General features: G+C 52.4%; 14 protein-coding genes. 8 read left to right on the top strand and 6 right to left on the bottom strand.

The annotated features are described in order from the left end of the window. The first annotated feature begins 61 nt into the window (after window positions 1-61). From prfB to B5G27_RS02220, 3 genes are all read left to right on the top strand, one after another. Window positions 62-1,181 (top strand): peptide chain release factor 2 gene (gene prfB, locus B5G27_RS02230; RefSeq protein WP_143449629.1). Its coding sequence is split into 2 segments (ribosomal slippage): window positions 62-136 and window positions 138-1,181, totalling 1,119 coding nucleotides; the frame shifts between segments, so codons are not numbered across the junction. Between the two features lie 54 nt (window positions 1,182-1,235). After that, the gene (locus B5G27_RS02225) at window positions 1,236-2,453 is read left to right on the top strand and encodes a homoserine dehydrogenase (protein WP_087177348.1); all 1,218 of its coding nucleotides are present in this window, start codon (window positions 1,236-1,238) and stop codon (window positions 2,451-2,453) included. Window positions 2,454-2,473: 20 nt separating this feature from the next. Next, complete coding sequence (locus B5G27_RS02220; RefSeq protein WP_087177347.1) at window positions 2,474-3,706, top strand: cofactor-independent phosphoglycerate mutase; 1,233 nt, start codon at window positions 2,474-2,476, stop codon at window positions 3,704-3,706. Between the two features lie 299 nt (window positions 3,707-4,005). Here the strand turns inward: B5G27_RS02220 and aroA are convergent, their stop codons facing one another. Further along, window positions 4,006-5,295 (bottom strand): 3-phosphoshikimate 1-carboxyvinyltransferase, encoded by a 1,290-nt coding sequence (gene aroA / locus B5G27_RS02215; protein ID WP_087177346.1) that lies wholly within the window; start codon window positions 5,293-5,295, stop codon window positions 4,006-4,008. A gap of 67 nt (window positions 5,296-5,362) precedes the next feature. After that, entirely contained in the window at window positions 5,363-6,460 is a 1,098-nt protein-coding gene (locus tag B5G27_RS02210) for a prephenate dehydrogenase (RefSeq protein WP_087177724.1), read from the bottom strand. A gap of 253 nt (window positions 6,461-6,713) precedes the next feature. Between B5G27_RS02210 and B5G27_RS02205 the strand changes: the two genes are divergently transcribed. Both B5G27_RS02205 and B5G27_RS02195 read left to right on the top strand, forming a co-directional pair. After that, window positions 6,714-8,789 (top strand): elongation factor G, encoded by a 2,076-nt coding sequence (locus tag B5G27_RS02205; RefSeq protein ID WP_087177345.1) that lies wholly within the window; start codon window positions 6,714-6,716, stop codon window positions 8,787-8,789. A 296-nt stretch (window positions 8,790-9,085) separates the two neighbouring features. Then, window positions 9,086-10,720 (top strand): hypothetical protein, encoded by a 1,635-nt coding sequence (locus tag B5G27_RS02195; RefSeq protein ID WP_087177343.1) that lies wholly within the window; start codon window positions 9,086-9,088, stop codon window positions 10,718-10,720. 122 nt (window positions 10,721-10,842) lie between these two features. Here B5G27_RS02195 and B5G27_RS02190 read toward each other — a convergent pair whose 3' ends face one another. Beyond that, window positions 10,843-11,265 (bottom strand): hypothetical protein, encoded by a 423-nt coding sequence (locus B5G27_RS02190; protein ID WP_087177342.1) that lies wholly within the window; start codon window positions 11,263-11,265, stop codon window positions 10,843-10,845. Between the two features lie 288 nt (window positions 11,266-11,553). Here B5G27_RS02190 and B5G27_RS02185 point away from each other — a divergent pair, with 288 nt between their 5' ends. Then, window positions 11,554-12,336 carry a ZIP family metal transporter gene (locus tag B5G27_RS02185; protein WP_087177341.1) on the top strand — a complete coding sequence of 261 codons (783 nt, stop codon included), beginning with the start codon at window positions 11,554-11,556 and terminating at the stop codon, window positions 12,334-12,336. Between the two features lie 361 nt (window positions 12,337-12,697). Here B5G27_RS02185 and B5G27_RS02180 read toward each other — a convergent pair whose 3' ends face one another. The 3 genes from B5G27_RS02180 to B5G27_RS02170 are packed head-to-tail and all read right to left on the bottom strand — an operon-like array spanning window position 12,698 to window position 14,655. Beyond that, on the bottom strand, window positions 12,698-13,762 hold the full coding sequence (locus tag B5G27_RS02180; protein ID WP_087177340.1) for a DUF4097 family beta strand repeat-containing protein: 1,065 nt from the start codon (window positions 13,760-13,762) through the stop codon (window positions 12,698-12,700). Continuing rightward, window positions 13,746-14,342 (bottom strand): DUF1700 domain-containing protein, encoded by a 597-nt coding sequence (locus B5G27_RS02175; protein WP_087177339.1) that lies wholly within the window; start codon window positions 14,340-14,342, stop codon window positions 13,746-13,748. Before B5G27_RS02175 ends, B5G27_RS02180 begins: the two co-directional genes overlap by 17 nt. Beyond that, window positions 14,335-14,655, bottom strand: coding sequence for a PadR family transcriptional regulator (locus B5G27_RS02170; protein ID WP_087177338.1), 321 nt, complete (start codon window positions 14,653-14,655; stop codon window positions 14,335-14,337). The genes B5G27_RS02175 and B5G27_RS02170 overlap by 8 nt, the downstream gene beginning before the upstream one ends. Window positions 14,656-14,910: 255 nt before the next feature. Between B5G27_RS02170 and B5G27_RS02165 the strand changes: the two genes are divergently transcribed. Next, on the top strand, window positions 14,911-15,582 hold the full coding sequence (locus tag B5G27_RS02165; RefSeq protein WP_087177337.1) for a response regulator transcription factor: 672 nt from the start codon (window positions 14,911-14,913) through the stop codon (window positions 15,580-15,582). After that, a complete protein-coding gene (locus B5G27_RS02160) occupies window positions 15,579-16,676 on the top strand; it encodes a sensor histidine kinase (RefSeq protein WP_087177336.1) in 1,098 nt (365 codons plus the stop codon). Before B5G27_RS02165 ends, B5G27_RS02160 begins: the two co-directional genes overlap by 4 nt. Window positions 16,677-16,768: the final 92 nt, after the last annotated feature.

Genomic DNA, 16,768 nt, shown 5'->3' with positions numbered 1-16,768 from the left:
TGCCTTGCCCGTGCAGGGGGTAAGGCATATTGACAGAAAAAATATGAAAGAGGTGAATAAGGTGGTTTTATTAGATGAATTAAAGTCAAGACTGACAGCCTATGAAGAACCGCTGAAAGATCTGAGGGATTCACTTTGACCTGGCGTCAAAGAAGTTAAGAGTAGAAGAGCTCCAGAAGCGTCTGGAGGAGCCGGGATTCTGGGATGACCCGGAAGTCTCCCAGCAGGTCATGAAGGAACTGAAAGGCCTGCAGGACTCGGTAAAAGAGATCGAGAAACTGTATTCAGACTATGAGGATATGCTCCTGCTCATCGAGATGAGCGAGGAGGAGCCGGACGAGGAAACCGTGCAGGAGATCGAAGAGGAACTCAACGGATTTGAAGAAAAATTCGAAGAGCTTCGGATCAGTACACTCCTTACGGGACCCTATGACCGCGACAATGCGATCGTGACGCTCCACGCAGGGGCGGGCGGCACGGAATCCTGCGACTGGGCGGGCATGCTGTACCGCATGTACACCCGCTGGGCTGAGAAAAAAGGATACGATGTGGAAGTCCTGGACTACCTGGAAGGGGATGTGGCAGGGATCAAAGGTGTGACCTTTGAAGTGAAAGGGGAGAATGCCTACGGGTATCTCCGCTCGGAGAAAGGGGTGCACCGGCTTGTGCGTATCTCCCCGTTCAACGCGGCGGGCAAGCGCCAGACATCGTTTGCGTCCTGTGATGTGATCCCGGATATCGAGGAGGATATCGACATCGAGATCAATGACGACGATCTGAAGATCGACACGTACCGCTCCAGCGGCGCCGGCGGGCAGCATATCAATAAGACTTCGTCCGCGGTCCGCATCACCCATCTCCCGACGGGGATCGTGGTGCAGTGCCAGAATGAGCGCTCCCAGCATATGAACAAGGATAAGGCAATGCAGATGCTCAGATCCAAGCTGTATCTTATGAAGCAGCAGGAGCAGGCGGAGAAAATGTCCGACATCCGCGGTGAGGTGCGGGATATCAACTTTGGAAACCAGATCCGTTCCTATGTGATGCAGCCGTACACGCTGGTGAAAGACCACAGGACGAATGCGGAAGTCAGCAATGTGAACGGAGTGATGGATGGAAATATCGATCCGTTCATCAACGCATATCTGAGCGCAAATACACAGCAGGCGCCCGAGCAGTGACCCGGGAGCCTGTTTCGGCTACTATAAAGAAAGTACAGAAAGGAAAAGAGAGCAATGGTAAATATAGCAGTAATGGGATATGGTACAGTAGGGTCAGGAGTGGTCGAGGTCATCAAAACCAACGGTGATATCATCAACCAGAGGGCAGGAGATGAGATCAATATCAAATATGTGCTCGACATCAGAGATTTCCCGGGAGACCCGATCCAGGAGAAGATCGTCCATGACATCGATGTGATCATCAATGACCCGGAGATTAAGATCGTAGTGGAAGTTATGGGAGGGATCGAGCCTGCCTATACTTTTGTAAAGCGCTGCCTGGAAGCGGGGAAAAGCGTTGCCACATCCAACAAGGCTCTTGTCGCGAAGCACGGGGCTGAGCTGCTCTCCATTGCAAGGGAAAGAGAACTGAACTTCCTTTTTGAGGCCAGTGTCGGAGGCGGTATCCCGATCATCCGTGCCCTCAATTCCAGCCTGACAGCTGACCGGATCGAGGAGATCACAGGGATCCTGAACGGGACGACCAACTATATGCTCAGCAAGATGTTCTATGAGGGCGCTGACTATGACGAGGTCCTGAAGGAGGCGCAGGACAACGGGTACGCAGAGCGCAACCCGGAGGCGGATGTAGAAGGCTACGACGCATGCCGCAAGATCGCCATCCTCTCATCCCTGATCTCGGGACAGCAGGTGGACTTTGAGGATATCTATACAGAAGGCATCACAAAGATCGCAAAAGAAGATATGCTTTATGCAAAGAAGATGGGCATGACGATCAAGCTGCTGGCGTCCAGTAAGCGCTGCGGAAGCTGTCTCTCAGCCATTGTAGCTCCGGCTCTCCTGAAAAAGGGACACCCGCTTTACAGTGTGGACGATGTGTTCAATGCAGTTTTCGTCAACGGAAATGTACTGGGCGACGCGATGTTCTACGGAAGCGGGGCAGGCAAGCTGCCCACGGCCAGCGCGGTCGTAGCGGATGTGGTGGATGCGGCGAAGCATCTCCACAGAAATATCATGACCATGTGGAAGAGCGAGAAGCTGGAGCTCCAGCCGGTCGGGGATACAAGCAGGAAGTTCTTTGTGCGCATGTCAGGTGACGCAGAGGCGCGCAGAGACGAGGTTGAGAAACTGTTCGGCGAGGTTAAGATCCTGACAGTGGACGGCGTGGAAGGCGAGTTCGGCTTTGTGACCGGAGTGATGACAGAGGGCGAGTATGCCGGAAAGGCAGCTCAGGCAGAAGGGATCCTGCATATGATCCGCATTGAAGAGTAAGGAAAGAGGCTGGACTGAACATGAAATATATTGTGATCTTATGTGACGGAATGGCGGACGAACCGCTGGAAGAACTGGATGGACGCACCCCGCTGGAAGCGGCGCGGACAGTGAACATGGACCGCCTGGCAGCGGATTCGGAGATCGGGATGGTCCGCACTGTCCCGGAAGGCATGGCTCCCGGGAGCGATACGGCAAACCTGTCGGTGATCGGCTATGACCCGAGGAAATATTATTCCGGCCGTTCTCCTCTGGAAGCCCTGAGCATCGGGGCGGAAATGGGGGAGAATGACGTGTCCTTCCGGTGCAATCTTGTCACTCTTTCCGAAGAGGAAGACTGGTATGAGGACAGAGTGATCCTGGACCACAGCTCCGGAGAGATCCCGACAGAAGAGGCGGCTGCCCTTGTGGAAGCGCTCAGGGAGGGGCTCGGAAGAGAGGGCTATACTTTTTACGTGGGGACCAGTTACCGGCACCTTCTCATCCAGAAAGATGGGAAAGTAACAGACCTGACGCCGCCCCATGATATCCTGACGAAACGGATCGGGGAATATCTGCCCGAAGATCCTGTGCTCCGGGAGATGATGGTCAGGAGCTATGAGATCCTGAAAGACCATCCCGTCAATGTAAAGCGGCGCGCGGAAGGGAAAAATCCCGCCAACTCCGCCTGGTTCTGGGGAGCAGGCACGCGCCCTGCACTGCCTTCCTTTGAGGAGAAAACCGGGGTGAAAGGCGCCATGATCTCAGCGGTGGATCTGCTGAAAGGGATCGCGGCAGGCTCCGGGATGCACAATATCATCGTGGAAGGCGCAAACGGCGGGCTCCATACGAATTATGCGGGAAAAGCCCGGGCAGCGGTGAAAGCCCTGACTGAGGACGGCTATGATTTTGTCTATGTACATATCGAAGCCCCGGATGAGATGGGGCACCAGGGAAGCGCGGAAGATAAGATCAAAGCCATAGAATATATTGACGATCAGGTGATCGGCCCTGTGGCGGATGCGCTCCGCGGAGCAGGGGTTGATTTCAGGATGCTGATCCTTCCGGATCACCCGACTCCGGTGAGGGTGCGCACCCATACATCAGACCCGGTGCCGTACCTGCTGTATGACAGCACAAAGGCGCAGGAAGGATGCAGTGTGTACAGTGAGAAAACAGGCCGGGAGAGCGGAAAGATGCTGGAAGAAGGGTACCGGCTGATCGATCATCTTTTAAATCTGGATCTGCCGGGGCTCCGTGGCAGCAAAAACTAAGAAATCCGGGACTATGCTAAAGACAGGGATCAGCAGGGCGCAACTCGGCGTTGCCTCAGACAAGCCCCCTGCTGATCTCAACGCATAGTCCCGGATTTCAAGTTTTTTCAAGCCCCTCCGCAGTCACCTCACCCACCTTTTGAAATCCTGCATTTGCCTGCGGGGACCTTCCGATCGGATGCGCGCAGAAAACCGGCCCCTTTGATGCGCCATATCCCCGCCCGCCGCGAAAACGTCCTGCATCAAACCGACGGTTTTCGGACGTTCAGCCATTGGCAGGCTCCCCCACAAATACAGATTTACAATAATTGTTCGAAGGTGTCATAGAATGTGGGATATGATACATCCACACATTTGCTGTCCAGTATTTTTGTGGTTCCCTCAGCGACCAGAGCTGCGATGCTGAATGCCATTGCGATGCGGTGGTCCAGGAGGGTGTGGATGGAAGCTCCTCTGAGCTTTCCGCCGGTGATGATCATTCCGTCAGCGGTGGGGGTGACATTGCATCCCATTGCCTTTAAATTGTCCGTGACAGTTTCGATGCGGTCAGTTTCTTTTACTTTAAGCTCTGCGGCGTCTTTTATGACGGTCGTTCCTTCTGCGACAGCAGCCATGACTGCGATCACAGGTATTTCGTCTATCAGGGCCGGGATGATATCCCCTTCGATGGTGATGCCGTGCAGGGAACTCGTTTCCACAAGGATGTCTGCGATCTTTTCGCCGCCTTCTGTACGTTCGTTGAGGAGCGTGATATTGCCGCCCATATCTTCACACACTTTCAGGATCCCGGCGCGGGTCGGATTGATCCCAACATTTTCGATCAGGATCTCAGAGTCCGGGACGATGAGGCCTGCCGCGATGAAATAAGCGGCGGAGGAAATATCCCCGGGCACTGTGATCTTCTGGCCGTACAGTCCGCTGCAGGGGCGTATGGAAGCTGTGGCTTTTGTGCTGTCCAGCGCATGGGTCGTGCGGATATCCGCGCCGAATTCCCGGAGCATCAGCTCAGTATGGTTGCGGGAGAGGGATGGCTCTGTGACAGAGGTTTCCCCGTCCGCGTACAGTCCCGCGAGAAGGATGCATGACTTAACCTGCGCGGATGCCACAGGTGAGTCATAGTGGATGCCGTGGAGACTGGAAGGCGTGATGCGTAAGGGAGCGCAGCCGTTCCCGGGGATGCTCGATATATGGGCTCCCATCCGGGTGAGTGGATCTATGATGCGCTTCATGGGGCGGGAGTTGAGGGATTCATCGCCGGAAAGCCTGGACTCAAAGGGCTGGCCGGCAAGGATGCCGGAGAGGAGGCGGGTCGTTGTGCCGCTGTTGCCTGCATCCAGGATGCTGTCAGGGGCGGAAAGCCCGTGAAGGCCTTTTCCGTGTACGATGACAGAGGCGTCCTTTTCTTCGATCTCGATCCCAAGCGAGCGGAAGCACCGGATCGTGGCGAGACAGTCCGCGCCTTCAAGAAAATTGCGGACTTCTGTTATGCCGTCTGCGATAGAGCCGAACATGATACATCTGTGTGAAATCGATTTGTCTCCCGGGACAGCGACTCTTCCTTTCAGCCCGGTAATGCTGCATAATTCCATATTTAAATCCTCTTTCTGTAATTTATCTTAAATTTCTGGTAAAATCCGGTTTCGGTATCTGGCCTGATCAGGTCTCATATACCACATAGCGGTATTTCTGGAGAAGCGCGGCAGCTTTTGCCGAGGCGTCCTCTTCGTAAAATTCGATCCGCAGCACACCTTCTTCAAATTCCCTGTTGTGTATGATACCGATATTTTTGATATTGATATTGTTGCTGGCAAGGATCGTGGCGATCGTAGCAATCCCTCCCGCCTCGTCGATAATGTCGCAGTAGATGGCGAACTGCTTCTTGATCGGGCCGGCGGAGCTGTTGGGCATGGAGTCCCGGTAGTCCCTGGAAGATTCGAACATCGAGTACAGAGCGCCTTCGTCTCCGAGATCCACTGCCTGTCTCGCGCGTTCAAGGGCATGAATGTAACCTGCAAGGATATGTGAGATATTCCGGCTGTTTTTCAGGCAGATCTGCTGCCACATGACAGGAGAGGAGGACGCGATCCTCGTGATGTCTTTAAAGCCTCCTGCCGCAAGTGCTTTCATCAGGCCGTCTTCTGTGTCCGTGTCGTGCACAAAATTCACCAGGGAAGCGGCAATGATATGCGGGAGATGGCTGATCGTCCCGGTTATCAGATCGTGTTCCTTATAGTCAAGGACAATGGGGATCGCCTTCAGAGAGGAGACGAATTGCCGGTATCCCTCTACTTTTTCTTCCGGTACTTTTGCAGAAGGAGTCAGGATATAGTAAGCGTTCTCGATCAGGTGCGCTTTGGAGTTCGCGAAACCGCTTTTTTCTGACCCCGCCATAGGGTGCCCGCCGATGAAACATTCCTCCATGCCGAGTGAGATGATCTCTTCATGGATGGAAGTCTTGACGCTCCCCACGTCTGTCAATATGCAGTCCTTTCCGACCAGCTCTTTAAGTTGGGAGAGATAAGCAGTATTGCAGGAGACAGGGGCGCACAGGAAAATGTAGCTGCATCCTTTGAAATTGTCGTCAATAGACGAGCATGCGGTGTCTATGGTCCCCTCCTGTACGGCAAGGGCAAGGCTCTCCCTGCTTTTGTCAAATGCGATCAGTTCGCAGCCCGGATAGTATTTCCGGATCGCTTTGGCGATGGAGCCTCCGATGAGCCCCAGCCCGATAAACCCTGCTTTTGTTGCTGCCATATATGTCATCCTTTCCGTTTCCTGTAATAGAGCCATTTTAGCACGTTGCATCATAAAAGTAAACGGAAGAAACGCCTTCCGGCGCACCCCGGGCGATGGAAAGGGCCATCTGCCTGTCAAAATGCAAGTTATATGTGAAAAATACATAAAATAGTTGTAATTTCCAAAAGATTTTAGTACAATATATCCATGGCGTGCATGCGGGAAAGATTTAAGCGTATGCATAATAACTACATATCAAGGAGGCAGCAGCATGAAGGTTTACAGAACGGACGAAATCAGGAACGTGGTATTGCTCGGACATGGCGGGAGCGGAAAGACAAGTCTTGTCGAGGCAATGCTTTATGTATCGGGCGCCACGAACCGTATGGGAAAAGTCACAGAGTCCAACACAGTCAGTGATTTTGATAAAGAGGAGCAGAAACGCGGATTTTCCATCAGCACAAGCCTGATCCCCATCGAGTGGGAAAAAGCGAAGATCAATATCCTTGATACGCCGGGATACTTTGACTTTGTAGGCGAGGTGGAAGAAGCGGTCAGCGCGGCTGACGCTGCGGTCATCGTCGTATCCGGCAAGGCTGGCGTTCAGGTCGGCACGGAGAAGGCATGGGAGCTGTGCGATAAGTATAATCTCCCGAGAATGATCTATGTGACAGAAATGGATGTGGACGATGCCAGCTTCCGCCAGGTAGTAGAAGACCTGACAGCGAAATACGGCAAGAAGATCGCGCCGCATTTCCAGCCGATCCGCGAGAATGAAAAACTGGTCGGGTATATCAATGTCATTAAAAATGCGGGCCGCAGGTACACAGGCATCGGCCAGAGGGAAGAGTGCGAGATCCCGGATTACTGTAAGCCGAACCTCCAGATCCTCAGGGATTCCCTGATGGAAGCTGTCGCTGAGACGAGCGAAGAATTTATGGAGAGATATTTCAACGGCGAGGAATTCTCTATCGAAGAGATCCGGGCCGCAATGCGCACGGAAGTGATGGACGGGGATATCGTCCCTGTGGCAATGGGATCCAACGTGCAGGCCCAGGGCGTTGCGAATCTCCTGTCCGACATCGTAAGGTTCTTCCCGAGCCCGGACAAGAGGACATGCGCGGGCATCAACCGCAGGACGAATGAGATCTTTGAGGCTAACTATGATTTCGCAAAGGCGAAGACAGCGTACGTGTTCAAGACCATGGTGGATCCGTTTATCGGAAAATATTCCTTTGTAAAGGTGTGCTCCGGAGTGCTCAAAGGGGATGACATCCTTTACAATGCGGATACAGAGGCAGAGGAGAAGCCGGGCAAGCTGTATACGATGTGCGGGAATAAGCCGTCAGAAGTATCCGAACTGTTTGCCGGGGATATCGGAGCCATCGCGAAGCTCGCAAATACAAGGACAGGGGATACGCTCTCCACGAAGGCAACCCCGGTATCCTATGCAAAGACGGATTACTCCGTGCCTTATACATACATGAGATACCGCGTAAAGAATAAAGGGGATGAGGACAAAGTCTCCCAGGCTCTTGCAAGGATGACCGCAGAGGATGTGACGCTCAAGTCGGTTAATGACAGCGAGAACCGTCAGACACTGCTCTACGGCATGGGAGACCAGCATCTTGAGATCGCGGCGAGCAAGCTGGCGGCAAGGTACAAAGTAGAGATCGTTCTGGAAACTCCGAAAGTTGCTTTCCGCGAAACGATCCGCAAGAACTCGGATGTGGATATGAAATATAAGAAACAGACGGGCGGCCACGGACAGTACGGACATGTCAAGATGAAATTTGAGCCTTCCCATGATCTGGACACGCCGTATATTTTTGAGGAGTGCGTAGTTGGCGGTGCTGTTCCGAAGAACTATTTCCCGGCAGTGGAAAAGGGACTCCAGGAATCCGTGGTGAAAGGACCTCTCGCCGGATACCCGGTAGTCGGAGTGAAAGCGATCCTCTACGATGGATCCTACCATCCGGTAGACTCTTCGGAGATGGCGTTCAAGACTGCTACAAGCCAGGCGTTTAAGAAAGGATTCATGGAGGCTTCGCCCGTCCTGCTCGAGCCGATCGCTTCCATCAAGGTGACAGTGCCGGATGATTACACCGGCGATGTGATGGGCGACCTGAACAAGAGGCGCGGAAGAGTGCTCGGCATGACTCCGGTAGCGGGCGGCAAGCAGGTGATCGAGGCGGATATCCCGATGACAGGACTGTTCGGCTACTGCACAGTGCTCCGCTCCATGACAGGCGGACGCGGGACTTATGAATATCAGTTCGCAAGATATGAGCAGGCTCCGTCGGATGTACAGGAGAAAGAGATCGCTGCAAGGGCATCGGAAGAATAAGGATCAGATCAAAAGAAAAGGATAAAGGGACGGCCCGGGAGAAAACGCAGATAGCGTTTTCTCCCGGGTCGTTTCAGGCGCTGCACATATGAGAAAGATATGGGGGCTCTGTGGACAGTGATGATGCCGGTGTCTGTGGCCGATATCTGTTCCCACCGCCGGCGATGCTGCTCCTTGTGCTCCATGGATAAAGATGCTATAATTGCCGTATTATTTATGGATCAGGGATGCCCGGATACTGACGGAGCTGCCCTGAAAGTCCGCGCCTTTGGAGTGCGCGGAGGAAAGGAAAGAAAATGAAAAAAATCAGAACAAAACTGCTGCTCATCCTTCTGGTCATTGCGGCGCTTGGGATCTATTACTATGCGGCCCTTCCGCCGGTCAACATCCATTCGACGGAATTCTGGGTGTTCCTGTTCGTACTGGGCATCCTGGCCGCACTGATCTTTATCAAAAAGAAAAACCTGAACAGGTATGAGCTGAAAGAGTCAAAGGGGCTGAAAGTGATACTCGGTGTGGTTGCCCTTATCGTGATCGTATATCTCGTGGGGGCGCTTTTGTCATCGCCGATCGTAAATGCGAAAAAGTACCAGCAGTTGATGACCGTAGAGACAAGAGAGTTCACAACGGATATCGAAGAGCTGTCCTTTGACCAGATCCCTCTTCTCGACAAAGATTCCGCAGAGCTTTTGGGTGACAGGAAGATGGGGAGCATGGTGGATATGGTGTCGCAGTTCGAGGTGGACAGCCTGTATTCGCAGATCAATTACCAGGACCGCCCGGTCAGGGTGTCCCCGCTGAAATATGCGAGCCTGATCAAATGGTTTACGAACCAGGGAGAGGGGATCCCGGCGTATATTAAGATCGATATGGCGACACAGGACACAGAGCTTGTAAAGCTGGATGAAGGGATGAAATATACGACGAGCGACCATTTTAACAGAAATATCTACCGTCATCTGCGATTTAAATATCCGACGTATATTTTTAATGATCTCAGTTTTGAGGTGGATGAGGAGGGCATACCGTACTGGATCTGCCCGGTGAAGAAGTTTAACATCGGCCTCTTCGGCGGAGAGACGATCGGGCGCGTAGTGCTGTGCAATGCCATTACCGGCGAGACTCAGGATTATGCGATCGAAGATGCGCCCCAGTGGATCGACCGCGCGTATTCCGCGGATCTCCTCGTCCAGCTGTATGATTATTACGGGACACTGAAGCACGGGTTTTTCAACAGTGTGCTCGGCCAGAAGGACTGCCTGCACACAACGGACGGATATAATTACCTTGCGATCAATGACGATGTGTGGGTCTATACGGGAGTTACATCGATCACAGGCGACCAGTCCAATGTGGGATTTGTGCTCATGAACCAGCGGACCATGGAGACGCGGTTCTATGAGGTTGAAGGGGCAACGGAGGCATCGGCGATGTCGTCCGCTGAAGGGCAGGTGCAGAATCTCCATTATACGGCGACCTTCCCCCTGCTCCTTAATATTTCCGGGGAACCCACGTATTTTATAGCCCTGAAAGATGACGCGGGGCTGGTGAAGAAATATGCCATGGTAAATGTGCAGAAATACCAGATCGTAGCGATCGGGGATACGGTGAGCGAGTGTGAGGAAAATTACAGCACACTGATGTACGAAAACGGGATCAAGGAGACGCCGGAGGATACCCGGGATATAGAGACTATCACTGCGCGGATCACAAAGATCGCACAGGGTGTTGTGGATGGAAATTCCCATTACTATATCATGGTGGAAGGCTCGGATGCGATCTTTGATATACCGGTAGTAGATTTCATCGATATCATCCGGTATGATGTGGGGGATGAAATCACCATTGAATATAAAGAAGGCGAGAAGAGCAATACCGTCCTGTCTGTGAATGGGACAGAGAGGGAGCCTTCAGAAGGATCTGAACAGTAAGGCGCCGGAAGGACAGGAAGGAAAAATATAAGGCAGAAAGAAAAAAGGAAGTGGGCCGATCCGGGCCGCGCTTCCTTTTTCAGGCAAAAGCCTGTTCTGTGCTAAAAAAGTTTTCCCCTGGGTCAGCAGATCACATTGCAGTCATGGGAATCTATACCGGGAATATCTTTCTTCTCCGCGCTGACGCTGAGATAGAAATCGATATTGTTTTCAGTGGAAATCTTGTTCAATTTCTGAAGGAAAGCTGCAAGGCTTTCGAGGGTGATGTTTGCCTGTTTTAATACGCTGTCGATAAAGACTGCTTCGATATCATGGTTGCCGGCTGCCATGCCGTAAAGGAAGCCTACGAATTCTTCGAGTGTAAGGATATCTGGATAATCTGCCATACGGATCACGCGGATGTTAAAGTCCACAGTGTATGTATCCTTCGGGCTCTTTTTGATCAATACCACATTTCCGTTAGATGTCTTGACCTTTTCATTTGCAAGGTCGATCATTTTTTGTGTCTTTCCACTGCCTCTTGGACCTGTTACTAAATTTACCATGGCGAATCTCTCCTTTATGTAATTATTGTTTGAGACTTTCACCTCTCAAATGTTAAACCCATTATACACCATATTTATGTAGGGAACAACTAAAAAATAGATAAAAAATCAAAATTTTTTGAGCAATCTGCCCATAACGTATGCGGAAATAAGAAATACTGTAGATCATACGGGGGAAGAATGATACTGTTAGCCGGCGAAACTGTTGACAAATTCTTTTGGGAATGCATATGATAGGATACCGATAAAAATTATCGGCACATTCGAATACCGAAACGGAGGGACAATATGAACCAGAATACTTTGCTTGGGATATTGATACCATTTGCCGGGACAGCGCTTGGGGCGGCAATGGTATTTTTTATGAAAAAGGAAATGGACAGACGACTGGAAAAGCTGCTGCTTGGATTCGCTTCCGGCGTGATGATGGCGGCATCCGTCTGGTCACTTCTGATACCTGCCATAGACATGGCGGAGCAGGAGGGGGGCGCCGCATGGTTTCCGCCCGCTGTGGGATTCCTGCTGGGAATGGGATTCCTGCTTGTCCTCGATACACTGACCCCGCACCTGCACTATACGGAAGAGAAACCAGAGGGCGTTCCCGCCCATTTAAAAAAAACGACCATGCTTGTCCTTGCGGTCACCCTGCATAATATCCCGGAAGGGATGGCAGTCGGTGTGACTTTTGCGGGCGTGCTTGCGGATAACGCGATGATGACCCTTGCGGGAGCTTTCGCCCTTTCCATTGGGATCGCGATCCAGAACTTCCCTGAGGGAGCGATTATTTCCATGCCACTTAAAAGCCAGGGATTGTCAAAGAAGCGGTCGTTTGTGTACGGCGCTCTGTCCGGGATCGTGGAGCCGATCGCCGCGCTTATTACGATCCTGCTGACCGGGCTTGTCGTGCCGCTGCTCCCGTATCTGCTGTCATTCGCGGCAGGGGCGATGATCTATGTTGTGGTAGAAGAACTGATCCCGGAAGCACAGACAGGCGAGCATTCCAATATCAGCACCGTGGGGGTGGCAGTGGGGTTTGTGATCATGATGGTGCTGGATGTGGCCTTGGGATAGGAAATCTGGATTTGTGGGGGAGCCGTCCTGTTGGCAAAACGTCCGAAAACAGTGAAGCGCGGATGTCGAGGACGTATTCAGCGCGGGGATATGGCTGGCATCGGCTCCGCTCCATGAGGCAGGAAAAACTACGAAATCAGGGAACACGCTAAAACCAGGGATCAGAAGAGAGGAACTCGGCTCCGCCTCAGACACCCTCTCTTCTGATCCCAACGCGTGTCCCCTGATTTCTACTTTTTCCAAGCCTCATTCCGAAGTCACCTCAACCACCCATATCCCCGTCCGCCGCGAAAACGTCCTGCATCAAACCGGCGGTTTTCGGACGGTATATTTGAAGGAAGGCTCCCCCACAAATACAGATTTACTTCTCGTGTACCTGGATATCCCCGGATTCTGCGTTGAATTCGATGGTTTTCTCCCGGCCGCCGTCTGATGTGAAGGTCATTTCCCCGGTGCCTGGCGAGGAGAGCCTGCCGGGGATGTCATCGGAGAGTGTGATCTTTCCGAATTCGGTCACAAGGTCATAGGCGTAATCCTGCGCATCGCTGAGCACGAATACGGTATCCCCGAATTTGTTTACCCCGGTCAGTGTCTCGAGGCCGCTGGCTGCAAAATAGAGGCTGCCGGATTCTATGGTCAGGTCTGCCGAGCGGACTGTCATGCCCTGCAGCGACGCGTCTCCGTATTCGGCGGTGAGTACCAGAGTGCCGATGGCGGTGTCCTGGGTTTCGATACTGCCGGAAGCGGCGGTGATCTCTGTGTCAGTGAAGCTGCATCCTTTTACGCTCAGATTTCCGTAATCCAGACCGATCTCCGAGGTATCGGCGGTGATATTCTCCATGTCAAGATTTCCGAAATCCAGATAAATGTCGGCTTTGTCTGTGTGAATGTTTTTCATGTCCAGGTCTCCGTACCCCAGGTTCAGAGTGAGTGTGTCTGCGGTAAAACTGCTGATATCCATGCTGCCGAAATCGCTCCTGATCTCAACGTCGGAGCAGTCGGTGCCTTCCGGGAGATACAGGCGGACTACGGAGTCAGAAAAGGTGGACAGGGATCCGATATCGAGGAAGATCCCGCCGGACAGGATCCCTTTCTGGGTAACGGTAAGGGTATCGCCGGAAACGCCCCACAGAGGTTCTGCGCCGGTTCCGTCCAGAGTGTATTCCAGGTAGGCGGATCCATCCTCAGACGGCAGGAATTCGATGTCAGCCTCAGAAGTGATGTCGATCTTTATGCTGGAAAAGTCATCCAGCTTTGTCTTTTTCAGGATGTACGGCCTGGTTTCGGAGGAGGCGGAGCGGATGCCGTCCCGGGTGATCTGGACGCCGAACCAGCCGCCGGCAGCGATCCCTGCCGCTGCGGCGAGGATGCCCGCGCCCATGCAGCAGGCGGAGATGATCAGGATATTCCTAGTTGTTTTTTTCATGGTTCTTCCTCCCTTTTGTCATTTTCCCGAGAGATACGGATACTTTTCTGATGCACCATTTAAATAGGAGGACCGATCCGTATACAAGGAGGATCCCGATCCCGCCGGCAAAGAGCCCCAGGCCGATGTTGCACAGACCGTCGCCCACGGAGCGGAAGAGTACCGCGATCCCGCCGAAGAGGCAGAGGATCCCGGAAGCGATAAACGCGATAGCCGAGACTGCCACAGCAAACAAAACGATCCCTGCGCAGAGAAGAAGGACTGCCAGAACGATCAGTGTGCAGAGGGCAAAGGGGACGGTGACCGGAGCTGCGCACAGGGCGAGCACCGCGATCCAGAGGGTGGACAGGCCGCGTTTTACGGTTTTGGGTTTTTCTTTGATATTCTGGGCGGCCAGATCCATGATCAGTTCTTTTGCCGCTTCTTCCGGGCTGCCAAGATCGGAGACTGCCTGCTGTTCGTTTTCCGGTCCTGCTTCTGCGAAATATTCTTCAAAATACTCGATCGCCCTGTCATAGTCCTCCTTTGGAAGACGGCGCAGGCTGCGGGCAAGTATTTTCATGTATTCGGTTTTAGTCATTTGAGTTCCCTCCTTTTACAATGTCGTCAATAATGAATTTGTACTCTTCCCATTCTTTTAGGAGCTCTGCCTGCCGCTGCCTTCCTTCCGGGGTGATCCGGTAGTATTTGCGGTTGCGTCCCTGGTACTGCTGGTCATAGGTCACAACGAAACGGCTTTCCTGGAGCCGTTTCAGGATCGGGTAGAGGGCGGAATCTTTTGTGCTGGATGCCCTTTTGATGATCTGGCTGATCTGATAGCCATACGCATCGCCCTCAGCGATGACGGACAGTACGAGGAAGTCCATCATGGGAGCGTTCAGTGTAAACGTCATAACATCATTCCTCTCATATGTTGATCTGAAATATATATTTTATTTATGTATATTATATTTTGTATAATATATAATGTCAATACTTATCAGGATATTTTTCCGAATGAAGCGGATGAACTGTTATATTTTCAGGTGTTACATTTTCAAAGAAATATAAATCACGGGAATCTTGCCAGCAAACTGAAAAAAATGTATCATGGACTGAGAATATTTTCTGTTTGTCAGCAAGGACAGGTTTTCAAAGGAGACTGCTTTATGTATAAGATCTATATTGTAGAAGACGATGCGACTATTGCACGGACACTGAAGGAGCATCTGGAAAAATGGGATTACCAGGTGCAGTGCGCAAAAGATTTCCGCAATATCACAGAGGAGTTCGCGAGATTTTCGCCGGAGCTGGTCCTTATGGACATCCTTCTTCCTTTTTATAACGGATATCACTGGTGCACGCAGATCCGGAAGATATCCAGGGTCCCTATTTTATTCCTCTCATCCGCAGGGGACAATATGAACATCGTGATGGCGATGAACATGGGAGGGGACGATTTCGTGGAGAAGCCATTTGACCTGAACGTGCTGACCGCGAAGATCCAGGCCATGCTCCGCCGGGCGTATTCTTTTCAGGGCAGGGTCAGCCTGATCGAGCACGCCGGAGTGATCCTGAACCTGGATGATACCTGCGTAAGCTATAAGGGGAAGAAGATGGAGCTGACCAAAAATGATTTCAGGATCATGCAGGTGCTCATGGAGAACGCAGGGCGGGTCGTGAAGCGGGAGGAGCTGATGCAGAGGCTCTGGGAGAGCGATGAATTTATCGATGACAATACCCTGACCGTGAATGTGACGAGGCTGCGCAGAAAATTAGAAGAGATCGGGATCACGGACCTGATCAGGACGAAAAAGGGAAGCGGGTATCTGATACAATGACACATTTGATCACCACTTATCTGAAAAAGAACAGGAAACCAATCTTATTTTATGTTGTTTTCCTGGCCATGTTTTATCTTGTGCTGTATCTCTACGGAGTGCGCGCGGACGCTCTGGGATATGCGGTATTTTTGTCCCTGGTCACATTTACCGCGCTCGGTATTTTTGACTTCTGGCGCTATCAGGCAAGGATCAAGGCCATAGGGGAGGCGTTCCGCAATATGCCCTATGAGCTGGGAAGCCTGCCGGCGCCTCTGGACATTCCCGAGGAAAAGTACCAGGAAGAGGTGCGGACGCTGGGGGAGCGGTTTGTGGCACAGGAAAATGAAGCCCGCAGGAGCAGGCAGGAGATGATCGACTTTTACAGCCTGTGGGCGCACCAGATCAAGACGCCCCTGGCGGCGCTGGACCTGCTCCTCCAGTCCGCGGAAGCGCGGGAGGATGCTGCCCAAGCCAACCCCGGGGATGCAGGAGAGCCTGCCAGAGAGTCTGGCGGAAAGTCTGATGGAGAGCCTGGAGGGGACCGAAGCGCCAGGACCTTCCAGGAGATGCGCATGGAGCTTTTTAAGACCGGGCAGTATGTGGATATGGTGCTGTCCTATCTGCGCGCGGAGGATCTGTCGTCGGATCTGCTCCTGAAGGAATACTCGCTGGATGAGATCGTGCGGCAGGCGGTCCGCAAATATTCGGGCATGTTTATCCTCAAGAAGATCCGACTGGAATACGAGCCCTGTAAGGAGACGGTCCTGACGGATGAGAAATGGCTTCTCTTTGTGCTGGAGCAGCTTTTGTCAAACGCCCTGAAATATACGGACAAGGGTTCCATCCGGATCCGCATGGAGCCGGGTAACCATGGAGTTCTTCTGATCGAGGATACCGGGATCGGGATCCAGGCGGAGGATCTGCCCCGGGTGTTTGAGAAAGGCTTTACCGGGTACAACGGGAGACAGGATAAGAAATCCACGGGCATCGGGCTGTACCTGTGCCGGATGATCTGCGGGAAGCTGAACCATACCATTGAGATCACGTCTGAACCGGGAAAGGGCACGGCAGTGCGCCTCGATCTCTCGAGAAAAGAGATGCGGCATGAGTAGGCAGTGCGGAAAGTGACAGAAATGTAAGGATAGAGGGAGGAATGTAAGGCAGGCTTATGGAAAGCTGCCTTCTGTCTTTTTATAATAGGACC

Origin of the sequence: Lachnoclostridium sp. An76, from assembly GCF_002161355.1 — a bacterium.
Lineage (GTDB): Bacteria > Bacillota > Clostridia > Lachnospirales > Lachnospiraceae > Mediterraneibacter > Mediterraneibacter caccavium.
Note: the sequence above shows the minus strand (reverse complement) of the source record. Positions and strands in the feature narration are given on the sequence as shown.

Excerpts from the sequence above, each read along its gene's own strand:
- B5G27_RS02225 (WP_087177348.1), top strand. The coding sequence starts at position 1,236 with ATGGTAAATATAGCAGTAATGGGATATGGTACAGTAGGGTCAGGAGTG.
- B5G27_RS02220 (WP_087177347.1), top strand. The coding sequence starts at position 2,474 with ATGAAATATATTGTGATCTTATGTGACGGAATGGCGGACGAACCGCTG.
- aroA (WP_087177346.1), bottom strand. The coding sequence starts at position 5,295 with ATGGAATTATGCAGCATTACCGGGCTGAAAGGAAGAGTCGCTGTCCCG.
- B5G27_RS02210 (WP_087177724.1), bottom strand. The coding sequence starts at position 6,460 with ATGGCAGCAACAAAAGCAGGGTTTATCGGGCTGGGGCTCATCGGAGGC.
- B5G27_RS02205 (WP_087177345.1), top strand. The coding sequence starts at position 6,714 with ATGAAGGTTTACAGAACGGACGAAATCAGGAACGTGGTATTGCTCGGA.
- B5G27_RS02195 (WP_087177343.1), top strand. The coding sequence starts at position 9,086 with ATGAAAAAAATCAGAACAAAACTGCTGCTCATCCTTCTGGTCATTGCG.
- B5G27_RS02190 (WP_087177342.1), bottom strand. The coding sequence starts at position 11,265 with ATGGTAAATTTAGTAACAGGTCCAAGAGGCAGTGGAAAGACACAAAAA.
- B5G27_RS02185 (WP_087177341.1), top strand. The coding sequence starts at position 11,554 with ATGAACCAGAATACTTTGCTTGGGATATTGATACCATTTGCCGGGACA.
- B5G27_RS02180 (WP_087177340.1), bottom strand. The coding sequence starts at position 13,762 with ATGAAAAAAACAACTAGGAATATCCTGATCATCTCCGCCTGCTGCATG.
- B5G27_RS02175 (WP_087177339.1), bottom strand. The coding sequence starts at position 14,342 with ATGACTAAAACCGAATACATGAAAATACTTGCCCGCAGCCTGCGCCGT.
- B5G27_RS02170 (WP_087177338.1), bottom strand. The coding sequence starts at position 14,655 with ATGACGTTTACACTGAACGCTCCCATGATGGACTTCCTCGTACTGTCC.
- B5G27_RS02165 (WP_087177337.1), top strand. The coding sequence starts at position 14,911 with ATGTATAAGATCTATATTGTAGAAGACGATGCGACTATTGCACGGACA.
- B5G27_RS02160 (WP_087177336.1), top strand. The coding sequence starts at position 15,579 with ATGACACATTTGATCACCACTTATCTGAAAAAGAACAGGAAACCAATC.